Source organism: Faecalicatena contorta (assembly GCF_021531995.1).
In the GTDB taxonomy this organism is placed as follows: Bacteria; Bacillota; Clostridia; order Lachnospirales; family Lachnospiraceae; genus Dorea_A; species Dorea_A contorta_A.
This window is the reverse complement of the sequence record NZ_JAFBIZ010000154.1, coordinates 1-5,169: the sequence shown is the minus strand read 5'-3', so window position 1 is coordinate 5,169 and position 5,169 is coordinate 1. Positions and strand designations below refer to the sequence as shown.

Below are 5,169 nucleotides of genomic sequence, written 5' to 3'. Positions count from 1 at the left end.
AATGAATTGAGAATTTTATTACAGGATAATCTAAATATAGAATTTATATCTGCAACGCTTAGTAATCCACGGCAGAAGGAGGGAACGGTCCGGGTGAAGGTTCGCCCGGTGCTGAAAAAAGATAAGCTGTTTTTCCAACGGGAATCTTTTCGGAATAATCAGACATTCCATCAGAATGTCGGACCGGAAGAGACCATAGAGCTTATTATGGAATATATGGAAAACATGAAGCAGATGCAGATGGAAACGAAACAAGCTTCTTTCTCGGTGCTGATCAGCAAAAAAGGAAAGGTAACCATAAAAAAACGTAAGAATCAGTGCGAAAGAAAAGAGATTGATATGAGCCATAATCGGAAGAAGAGGTACGTGCTGGAGGAAGGTGTTCCGGTTCCGTTTCTTAAGGATCTTGGTGTCATGACGGAGGAAGGGAAAGTAGTACAGTCGAAGTTTGACAAATTTCGACAGATCAATCGTTTCCTGGAGTTTATTGAAGATATTCTTCCGCAGCTTGATAAAGAAAGAGAACTGACGATTCTGGATTTCGGATGTGGAAAGTCATATCTTACATTTGCTATGTATTATTATCTTCATGAACTAAAGAAGTATGATATCAGGATTATAGGGCTGGATCTGAAGACAGATGTGATCCGGCACTGCAATGAGCTGAGTCAGAAGTACGGATATGAAAAACTGAAGTTTCTGGAAGGCAATATTGCAGATTATACCGGCGTTGACGCGGTTGATATGGTTGTTACTCTGCATGCATGTGATACGGCGACGGATTATGCACTCGCAAAAGCTGTTGGCTGGAATGCAAAGGTCATCTTATCTGTGCCTTGCTGCCAGCATGAATTGAATAGGCAGATGGAAAATGAGGTACTTGCGCCGATATTCAGGTATGGCCTGTTGAAGGAACGTATGGCTGCATTGGTAACGGACGGACTTCGGGCTCAGTATCTGGAGCGAGAGGGATATGACACACAGATTCTGGAATTTATTGACATGGAGCATACACCTAAAAATATACTGATTCGGGCAGTCAGAACCGGAAAAAATGGGGAAAATGAGGCAGCAATCCGCAGATGTGAGGAGTGCCTGCATGTGTCACCGACGCTTGGGCGTCTGTTAGATCACGAAGAGGGAGAATAGATGGAGATAAAAAAACATTTAAAAAATGCAGGAATTCTGGCGGCTGTATTTGTGGTTGCAGTGATTGCCTTCAGTTATTTCACCAATCGGGGAAATGATAATATGACGGCAGATATGGGAGCGGCGACATTTCCACAGATCACCTTTTCCAGCGGGGAATATACGGTTAATGCACTGTCCGGTTATGCCGAGGCGATGGAGATCACGTCAGTGCGCGATGTTATAACACCCGTGACAAAGGGGCGCCTGGAGGCCAATATTCTCGCATATGACAATAAGATTAACAGTATTCGTTACAGAGTATATACGCTGGATGGAGAGGAAGAACTGAAAAATGATAAGATCACAAAACCGGAAAAGAGTGTGATCCTGAACTTAGAAGAGGAAGGTCTTCTGGAAGAGGAGCGAATTCTGGAGATCAAGTTGAATATCGTGGACTCTCAGCCTGTTTATTTCTATACAAGGATCGTGGACGGTACTGGGAAAAATCTTTCCGAATGTCTGAACTATATAAGTGATTTTCATGAAAATGCACTTGATAAGGCAGAAGGGGCAGGAATCGGTACAGCAATTGAGCCAAATGAGGACGCGGACAATGCGACACTTCAGCATGTAACGATTCATTCAGATTATGATCATGTGACGTGGGGAGACTTAGAACCCCAGGTAGAGGGCGGAGAAAGATGGAACATTAAGGAGCTGAATGGCTCTTATGTGGCTGTACAGCTGGAATATCGTGTGCGTGGGAAAGGCGAGGAAAATGAAACTGATCTTTATCAGGTAAAGGAGTTTTTCAAAGTGCGTTATGCGCAGGATGCGCAAAAGATATATCTTCTGGGTTACGATCGCACAATGGATCAGATCTTTGATGCGACAAAAACTGTAGTCAGTGAAAAGGGGATTCTGCTTGGAATTGCTTCCAGAGACATCCCGTATCTGGTAAATAAAGACGGAACGATCGTGTCTTTTGTGGGAGCAGGCGAACTGTGGAATTATAACAAAGAATCTGATGAACTGTCGATGGTGTTCGGATTTGCCGATGCGGAAAATACGGATGCGAGAAGTATGGTCTCGGATCATGAGATCCGTCTTCTGAAAGTGGATGAAGACGGAAATACTGCATTTATTGTATCTGGATATATGAATCGTGGTGAACATGAAGGAGAAGTCGGAGTTGCCGTATATTATTATGATATTGCAAAAAATTCGGTAGAAGAGAAGGCATTTATATCCAGCAAAGATTCGTATGCAAATGTAATCCAGGAGCTTGGAAGAAGTACTTATTATGATGAAGAAAGAAATGTTCTTTATTTTGTATCTGAAGGGACTATGTATCAGTATGATGTTAAAATGGAAGAGACTGAGATTCTGACAGAAGGATTGACGGAGGAACAGTATGTGATATCAGATGATGGAAAGGTAATCGCCTACCAGACAGATGGAGATCTGGAAAATGCGTCTGAAGTAATTGTACTGAACTTTGATACAGGAAAACAGCGGTCTGTAACCTGTGAAAAGGGTGAAACAATTCGTCCGCTGGGCTTTGTAAGGACTGATTTTGTCTATGGAATTGCCAAAACTGACGATACAGGCACGACGATCAGCGGGGAGACAACGATTCCGATGTATAAGCTTGAGATCCAGAGTCAGAAGGGAGAGGTCATAAAAGAGTATCAGTCTGATGGAATCTATATTCTGGACGCGTTATTTGAGGAAGATATGATCACGCTTGAACGCGCATCCAAAGACGGATCAATATATGTAAAAACCGCACCGGATTATATTACGAACAACGAGGAAAAAACCAAGAGTAACATAGTACTGGAGACATACTCTACAGACTTGAAACAGCGCCAGATCAGGCTTACTTACAATGAGGGAATCTCAGACAAAGAACCCAAGGTGCTCAAGCCCAAACAGATCCTGTTTGAACAGCCAAAGCGAGTTGTACTTGAGCAAACGAAGAATACAGAAAAATATTATGTATATGGAAATGGTGAACTGCAAGGAATCTATACAAATGCAGGAGAGGCAGTAAGAGCTGCAGACAGCTTCAGCGGAGTGGTTGTTGCATCCGATCAGTCCTATATATGGGAACGCAGCAATCGGGATATCCAATACTCCATAGAAGGAAAATCGGAGATTATCGAGGCGATTCAAAATCGTCTGAAGGCAAATGAAGCACCTGCTGATATTATGAAAGATATCAATGGAAGCACATTTCTTGAACTGACCGGATGTACGACAGAGGAACTGCTGTATATCATCAATCAGGACAGACCGATCATTGCAATGCTTGATAGCAGACAGGCTGTGATTCTGGTCGGATACAGTGATACAACTGTATCTTATATTGACGTGGCAAGCGGAGAAAGAAGGAGTGCATCTTATGAGCAGATGGATCAGATGACTCGGGGAAGTGGAAATACATTTATTGGATAAAAATGGCTGCCTTTATGGCAGCCATTTTTGTCGTCAATATCTGAAAAAGAATTAAAATGCATTTTTTCCACTTGCTGGTTTGAATACAACATTTCTGTATTTCTTCAGTGCATAATACAGGATCATGCCAAGTACACCACAGGACAGAATTTCACCGATACCAACCGTCAGCATCATAAATGGAATCGGCAGTGCTACTCCATAACCGTAGCGAAGTACGAACGGAACGATGATTGTATTGGCAAGAATCGGTGGCAACGGTGCAAGAAACGGGTTCTTGGCGCGGAGCTGATATGTGAAAAATGCTCCAATTAAAGTTGCGATGCTTCCGAAGATGATATCCGGAAGAATTGCACCACCCAGGATATTGCCAATCAGACATCCTACAAATAGTCCTGGAATAGCGGCCGGAGTAAATACCGGAAGAATGGTGAGTGCTTCAGAGATACGAACCTGAATCTCTCCAAAAGAAAATGGTGCAAATACGTAGGTAAGCACCACGTAGATAGCAGCGATCATGGCTGCCTGGGTCATGAAAGTAATGTTTTTGTTTTTCATTTTTTTCTCCTTTAGTTTTGTTTTACGTGTGGAAGGTCTCGAACACACGATTCATTTAACGCCGGGAATCGGCGGCAAGCCCGATAGACCTTGGTTTTAAAGGGGCTTTGCAACGATTAGGAGTATAACACAGGTGACAGAGAAAAGCAAGCTGTACCCACAATTTACCCACAATGAAAAAAGTATAGATATTTTGAGAGGGGCAATCTAGATCACAAGAAGTGAGATTAGGAAAGCCCCCCATTGTAAAAAATAGAAAACTCTGCAGGAAGTGAGGACCGGTGTACAACCAATCCTAGAGAGTTTTTTGATTTGTTACGCGTGAGAGGTCTGTATTGAAAAAGTAGAGCATAGAAGAAACCACCAGTCAGTAATGGCTGGCGGTATTGCTTTGTGGTTACGAGAGAGGTTATGATTCTAATCCTTTTTTATAAATTTCCACAAGTCGTTTTTCTAAATCTTTCATATCTTCAATACGTTGGCTGATGATTTTATTATATTCATCTGTGCTCAGAAATTCGGTTTTTTCACGGGCGCTTCTTAAGTCTGAATATCCAAGTAAAAAGTTATTAATTTTTATATTTTCGCCTATAGAATTTCCATACTGGAGAGCATGGATTTTATCTTGGTTCGTAGGTAGTTTTTCCCACATTGGGAATGAAATATGAATATATTCATTTTCTTTCTGTTCAGCCTCGTACATTCTACCGGAAGGATCTATATCATAACAGGTGTCTATAACTGTGGATTTAGTCAATTGTACACTTGGAAAAGATTCGCAAATAGAAACAAGCGCTTTACATGCGTCCGATGGGGCAAGAGAATCGTCAATAATTTTGTTGTTGGTTTTTCCGACAAGCCAGTCTATGCTGACGCCGTAATGATCCGCGAGATTATATAGAACATCTGCTGTAGGAATGTTTGTAAAGTTGGGATTCAAATATTTTGACATAGTTCCAGGAGAGACTCCGGCTGATTCTGCTAATTCTTTGTTATTGTCTAATTGTAAACATCTTTCTC

General features: G+C 41.8%; 4 protein-coding genes. 2 read left to right on the top strand and 2 right to left on the bottom strand.

Going from position 1 to position 5,169, the window contains the following annotated elements; genetic code table 11:
* Both JQM82_RS14285 and JQM82_RS14280 read left to right on the top strand, forming a co-directional pair.
* Window positions 1-1,149 (top strand): class I SAM-dependent methyltransferase (locus JQM82_RS14285; RefSeq protein ID WP_235251069.1); only part of this gene is annotated, 1,149 nt, incomplete at its 5' end.
* Window positions 1,150-3,591: a hypothetical protein gene (locus JQM82_RS14280; protein ID WP_235251068.1), complete on the top strand. Its 2,442-nt coding sequence runs from the start codon at window positions 1,150-1,152 to the stop codon at window positions 3,589-3,591.
* Window positions 3,592-3,642: 51 nt separating this feature from the next.
* On the opposite strand, the gene JQM82_RS14275 is transcribed toward JQM82_RS14280, so the two are convergent.
* Entirely contained in the window at window positions 3,643-4,149 is a 507-nt protein-coding gene (locus JQM82_RS14275) for a QueT transporter family protein (RefSeq protein WP_235251067.1), read from the bottom strand.
* Between the two features lie 409 nt (window positions 4,150-4,558).
* A partial coding sequence (locus tag JQM82_RS14270; RefSeq protein ID WP_235251065.1) for a helix-turn-helix domain-containing protein occupies window positions 4,559-5,169 on the bottom strand: 611 nt, incomplete at its 5' end.

Coding starts and splice junctions, on each gene's coding strand:
- JQM82_RS14275 (WP_235251067.1), bottom strand. CDS start 4,149: ATGAAAAACAAAAACATTACTTTCATGACCCAGGCAGCCATGATCGCT.
- JQM82_RS14280 (WP_235251068.1), top strand. CDS start 1,150: ATGGAGATAAAAAAACATTTAAAAAATGCAGGAATTCTGGCGGCTGTA.